Origin of the sequence: Pseudomonas sp. HMWF006 (assembly GCF_003061205.1) — a bacterium.
Classification (GTDB): Bacteria; Pseudomonadota; Gammaproteobacteria; order Pseudomonadales; family Pseudomonadaceae; genus Aquipseudomonas; species Aquipseudomonas monsensis.
Map to the genome: position 1 here is coordinate 1 of NZ_QAIU01000140.1, position 5,580 is coordinate 5,580.

At 60.1% G+C, this 5,580-nt stretch carries 4 protein-coding genes and 1 pseudogene; 2 read left to right on the forward strand and 3 right to left on the reverse strand.

Going from position 1 to position 5,580, the window contains the following annotated elements:
- The 3 genes and pseudogenes from DBR24_RS05630 to DBR24_RS05640 form a co-directional block, all read right to left on the reverse strand.
- Nucleotides 1-257, reverse strand: a pseudogene (locus tag DBR24_RS05630) (sugar transferase); the annotation flags it as partial.
- A gap of 18 nt (nucleotides 258-275) precedes the next feature.
- Complete coding sequence (locus DBR24_RS05635; protein ID WP_128614155.1) at nucleotides 276-1,313, reverse strand: NAD-dependent epimerase; 1,038 nt, start codon at nucleotides 1,311-1,313, stop codon at nucleotides 276-278.
- The gene (locus DBR24_RS05640) at nucleotides 1,310-2,662 is read right to left on the reverse strand and encodes a UDP-glucose/GDP-mannose dehydrogenase family protein (RefSeq protein ID WP_123467516.1); all 1,353 of its coding nucleotides are present in this window, start codon (nucleotides 2,660-2,662) and stop codon (nucleotides 1,310-1,312) included. Before DBR24_RS05640 ends, DBR24_RS05635 begins: the two co-directional genes overlap by 4 nt.
- Nucleotides 2,663-3,051: 389 nt before the next feature.
- Between DBR24_RS05640 and DBR24_RS05645 the strand changes: the two genes are divergently transcribed.
- Nucleotides 3,052-4,749, forward strand: coding sequence for a sulfatase-like hydrolase/transferase (locus tag DBR24_RS05645; protein ID WP_128614156.1), 1,698 nt, complete (start codon nucleotides 3,052-3,054; stop codon nucleotides 4,747-4,749).
- 195 nt (nucleotides 4,750-4,944) lie between these two features.
- The coding region (locus DBR24_RS05650; RefSeq protein WP_146188966.1) for an ABC transporter ATP-binding protein at nucleotides 4,945-5,580 on the forward strand (636 nt) is incomplete at its 3' end.

A 5,580-nucleotide genomic window follows, 5' to 3' on the forward strand; every position in this document is an offset into this window, starting at 1 on the left:
CCCGGGCTGGTGAACTTGATGATCAGCGCCAGGCCGACCAACAGCGGCGAAATCAATAGCAGAATCGCCAGGGCGCCGAAGCAGGCCATCACTCGATTGGTGCGCGACAGTTGCCATGGACGACCGCCTTCGCGGCCCGTGAACCAGCCGCGTCCCTGGCGATGAATCGCCGCATCGAGGCGCATCCGGTGCTCGGGGTCAATGCGCTTGTCGCGGCGCATTTGTTGGATCGGTACACCTTGCTCATGTCCAGTCATGGGGTCCTCCGCTGATGTTCAGCCGCGAGCGGCGCGTGGGCGACAGGCAGTGGGGTAGTAGTCGCGGAACCAGGCGATGAAACGCCCCAGCCCCTCATCCAGCTCGATCCGGGGCTGGAACCCGGTGGCCTGGGCCAGATCGTCGGTCTCGGCACAGGTGTTGAGCACATCGCCCGGTTGCAGGGGCAAGAGCTCGACAATGGCTTTCTGACCGAGGTGTTTTTCCATCAACGCCAGGTAGGTTTTCAGCTCCACCGGGTGGTGGCCGCCGATGTTGAACAGGCACCACGGCGCCATGCTGCTGCCCGCGTCGGGATGTTCGCGATCCCACTCGGGGTGGTTGTGCGGCGGATGGTCGGTGAGGCGCGCGATGCTTTCGATGATGTCGTCGATGTAGGTGAAATCCCGTTGGTGCTCGCCGTAGTTGAACAGTTTCAGCGGCGTGCCTTCGGTGATCGCGCGGGCGAACTGGATCGGCGACATGTCGGGCCGACCCCAGGGGCCGTAAACGGTGAAAAAGCGCAGGCCGGTGCTGGGAATACCGAACAGGTGGCTGTAACTGTGGGCCATCAGCTCGTTGGCTTTTTTGGTCGCGGCGTACAGCGACAGCGGGTGATTGACGCCGTCGTGCACCGAATACGGGGTGTGCTGGTTGGCGCCGTACACCGAACTCGACGAGGCATAGATCAAGTGCTCGACCGGATGATGCCGGCAGCCTTCGAGAATGTTCAAAAAGCCGCTGAGGTTGCTGTCCAGATAGGCCTTCGGGTTTTCCAGCGAGTAGCGCACCCCGGCCTGCGCCGCGAGGTGGATCACCACTTGCGGTTGCTCGCGGACAAACAGCGCTTCAATCGCGGCGGCGTCGGCCAGGTCAATCCGCGCGAGCGGGAAATGCCCGACTTGATCGCGTACCCATCGCACGCGATCGTGTTTGAGTTGCGGATCGTAATAGCCGTTGAAGTTATCCAGGCCGACCACCGCATGCCCGTCGCGCATCAGCCGCAACACGCAATGGGCGCCAATGAAGCCGGCTGCGCCGGTGACCAGGATTTTCATGGGCGTAGCCCTTGCGGTGCGATGTGACGCAGGCCGATGCCGCTGTAATGAAGGCCGGCGGCGGCCACGTGTTCCGGGTTGTAGAGGTTGCGGCCGTCGATGATGACTTTCGAACGCAGTTTTTCCGCGAGCAGGTCGAAGTCCACCACGCGAAAGTTTTTCCATTCGGTGCAGATCACCAAGGCATCGGCGTCTTCCAGAGTGTCGTCGCGGGTGGCGCACAGGTGCAGGTCGTTGCGATAGCCGTAAAGGCGCCGGCATTCGGACATGGCTTCCGGATCATAGGCTTGCACACTGGCGCCTTCGGCCCACAGCGCGTCCATCAGGTAACGACTGGGTGCTTCGCGCATGTCGTCGGTGTTCGGTTTGAACGCCAGGCCCCAGATCGCGATGGACTTGCCGGCCAGGCCTTGCGGAAACTGCGCCTTGAGTTTGCTGAAGAGGATGTGGCGCTGGCTGTCGTTGACGTCGGTGACGCTGCGCAGCAGTTTCAGTGGCATGCCGTTGTGTTCGGCGGTGTGCAGCAGGGCACGCAGGTCCTTGGGAAAGCATGAGCCACCGAAGCCGCAGCCCGGATAGATGAAGTGGTAACCAATGCGTGGATCCGAGCCGATGCCTTTGCGCACGGCTTCGATGTCGGCGCCCAGCAGTTCGGTGAGGTTGGCCAGTTCGTTCATGAAACTGATGCGCGTGGCGAGCATGGCGTTGGCGGCGTACTTGGTCAGTTCGGCGCTGCGGTTGTCCATGAACATGAGTTTTTCGTGATTGCGGCAGAATGGCGCGTACAGCTCGCTCATCTGCTCGCGAGCCACGTCATCGCGAGTGCCGACGATGATTCGGTCGGGGCGCATGCAGTCGGCAAGAGCGCTGCCTTCCTTGAGAAATTCGGGGTTGGAGACAACGCGCACGGCCAGATTGCTTTTGCCGCGACGCAGCAGTTCGCTGTTGGCGGTGGCCAGCACCTGATCGGCCGTACCGACCGGCACCGTGGACTTGATGATCAGGGTGCGATCGGCCTCCATGTGCGAAGCGATCTGCCGGGCGACGTTGAGCACGTGGCTGAGGTCGGCGGAACCGTCTTCATCGGCCGGCGTGCCGACGGCGATGAAAATCAGCTCGGCATGCTCGACCGCATCGCTGGCCTGGGTGCTGAACAGCAGACGGCCGGCCTTGATGTTTTCTTCAAGTGTGCCCGACAGTCCCGGTTCGCTGATGGGCGGCACGGCTTGTTGCAGTTGTTTAATCTTGTTTGGGTCAATATCTACGCATAAAACCCGATGACCGACATCTGCAAGTGCGGCGGCTTGAATAAGTCCAACATAGCCCGTGCCAAATACGCTCACGTCCATCTGCGCACCCTCGATAGAGCGAAAAGAAGAAGTTCGGAAGAAGACTGTAAAAGGGGTATAGCGCAGGGTTTGGAAAGCGTGTCAGCAAAATGACATGTTGCACGTGTATAACACTTGAGCGTTTTTTGGCGATTGGCCATCAAGTCATTGCTGCGATTGAATTTGTTGATTTCTCGCAGATTTGTTCAGATTCAAAATAAGCGATGGACGGTTGTAAGTCGCTAATTTAAAGGCTTGTAGCGTTTCGTGTGTGTCAGATTTGAGTCATCGTTTTTTTGACGCTTTCTAAAAAAAACAGTCAATTCTTGCGCTTTGATGGCCGGGTGCTAGTGTCAGATTTTGACCGACAAGCCTTTGACTCTCTGCCGTATTGCACGTCCGGTATCGCCATGTCCAGATATGCCAAAGAATTGCTTTTAATTATTTATCTGCTGCTTTATTGCGAATATTACATTGATCGGTTAAATGCTATCGGTGTCGGTTTTGCTGTGCTTATTTTTGGCGCGATGTTTTTGGCGCTGACTTTAGCGTTATATCTAACGGCTTATATTCGTCAGGCGCTCATTCGCCACTTATTCGCAATAACACTGTTTGTCTCGGCGGTGTTTTTTGATGTCTATACCCGGGTCACTGCGGATTACCTGAGCTACAGCAGCTTTGTCTCCCTGGTGTACTCCGGCGGCTTCATCCAGGAAGCCGCCTACCAGTACCGCGACGCGATCATTCATGGCGCGCTCAGTGGCCTGCTGTTGTTGTTCGGCATCGGGCTCAAGCCGCGTCATGCGCTGAGGGTGCCCAATGCGCTGCGCGTGGCGGCGCCGGTGTGTGGCGTGTTGCTGTTGAGTACGGTGTTGTTCCTGCGGCCTGGCGAGGGCGCGCGGGGCTTGCCGATCATGTACACGCCGCTGGCCTATCTGAACCTGTTCGCCTACGAAGCGCTGCACAACACCGTCGGCCCGCGTGAACCGGTGACGCTGGCGCGCAACGCGACGGCGGTCAACCACGACATCGTGCTGATCATCGACGAAAGCATCTCTGGCAATTACCTGGACATCAACGCGCCGTTCGGGGTGCACAGCAACCTCAAGCAGGCGCATCCGGGTGTCGACATCTTCAATTACGGCTATGCCGCGTCCATTGCCAACTGCAGCGCCGACACCAACGTCACCCTGCGCTACGGCGGCACTCGCGACGATTACACGCGGATCAACAGCACCCTGCCGTCGATCTGGCAGTACGCGAAAAAAGCCGGGCTGCGCACGGTGTACATCGACGCCCAGCGCACCAGCGGCAACTTGCAGAACCTGATGACCGACAGCGAGAAAAAGGACATCGACCAATTCGTCCAGTTTGACCAGACCAGCGTGCGTGACCGCGACATGGCCGCCGCCGCGAAGCTGATCGAGTTGCTCAACGATGACCAGCCGGAGTTGGTGGTGATCAACAAGGTCGGCGCGCATTTCCCGGTGCACGACAAGTACCCCGACGCGTTCATGGCGTATCGCCCGACGCTGCCGCGCGGGCAGTTCACCGAAGTGGCCGACACCGGCAAGCGCGACGGTTTCAACGGCCAGCCGGACGATTGGGCGCTGTACCGCAATGCCTACAAGAACACGGTTCTCTGGAACGTTGGCGAGTTCTTCGCGCGGGTGTTTGCCCAGGCCAACTTGAATAATGCGCTGCTGATCTACACCTCCGATCACGGCCAGGACCTGCATGAACGCGGTAACCCCGGGCTCAATACGCACTGCGGCGGCGACCCGGTGGAGGAGGAGGGGCTGGTGCCGCTGGTGGTGATTCAGGGTGATCAGTTGCAGGGGCCCGACTGGGCGCAATCACTGACGGTGAACAAGGACCGCTCCAGCCACTACAACATTTTCCCGACCCTGCTGCAGTTGATGGGGTACGACCTGACGGGGATCGAGGCGGTGTATGGCAAGCCGTTGACGGTGCCGACGGCGGACGATTTCACCTTCAACTACCGCTTCAATGCGCGGCTGGGGGCCAAGCCTGAGTGGAAGCATATTGATCTGAACACCATTGTCACACCGGGGGAGGCGGCGACCCGTGTGGCAACCGGGCAGTGAGATTTGTGTTGGGCCAGCGGGCCTCATCGCTGGCAAGCCAGCTCCCACAGGGATTGAGGTTGTTCACAAATACTGAATACACCCAAAAACACTGTGGGAGCTGGCTTGCCAGCGATGAGGCCCGTGCAAACACCACTGATCTGAAGAGGCTGCTATCCGCTATCCTTGCCCCACACTGACCCAACGGATGGCGGCATGCTTCAGGTTCAAGGCGTCTTCAAAAGTTACCTCACCCCACAAGGCCCGCTCCCGGTGCTGCAAGGCATCGACCTGACCCTGGAGCCCGGCAGCAGTCTGGCGCTGATGGGCGAGTCCGGCAGTGGCAAAAGCACCTTGCTGCACCTGATCGCCGGCCTCGACAAGGTTGATCGCGGCAGCATCCGCAGCGGCGCGCATCGGCTGGAAACCCTGAACGAAGCGCAACTGGCCGACTGGCGCCGCACCGAGATCGGTCTGGTGTTCCAGCAGTTCAACCTGATCGGCAGCCTGCGGGTCGAGGACAATCTGGCGTTTCAGGCGCGCCTCGCCGGCCGCCATGATCCGTACTGGCAGGCGCATCTGGTGCAGCGCCTGGGGCTGGGCGAGTTGCTCAAGCGCTATCCCGAACAGTTGTCGGGCGGCCAGCAGCAGCGGGTCGCGCTGGCCCGGGCCCTGGCGTCGCGGCCGAAATTGCTGTTGGCCGACGAGCCCACCGGCAGCCTCGACGAAGCCACCAGCGATGAAGTGCTGCGTCTGTTGCTGGAGCTGCTCGACGACACGCCGACCACACTACTGATGGTCACCCACAGTCCGCGGGTTGCTGCACGCCTGGCGCAGCGGGTGGTGTTGTCC

Bases quoted from the DNA above. Each gene is read 5' to 3' on its own strand.
- DBR24_RS05635 (WP_128614155.1), bottom strand. From the start codon at position 1,313: ATGAAAATCCTGGTCACCGGCGCAGCCGGCTTCATTGGCGCCCATTGC.
- DBR24_RS05640 (WP_123467516.1), bottom strand. From the start codon at position 2,662: ATGGACGTGAGCGTATTTGGCACGGGCTATGTTGGACTTATTCAAGCC.
- DBR24_RS05645 (WP_128614156.1), top strand. From the start codon at position 3,052: ATGTCCAGATATGCCAAAGAATTGCTTTTAATTATTTATCTGCTGCTT.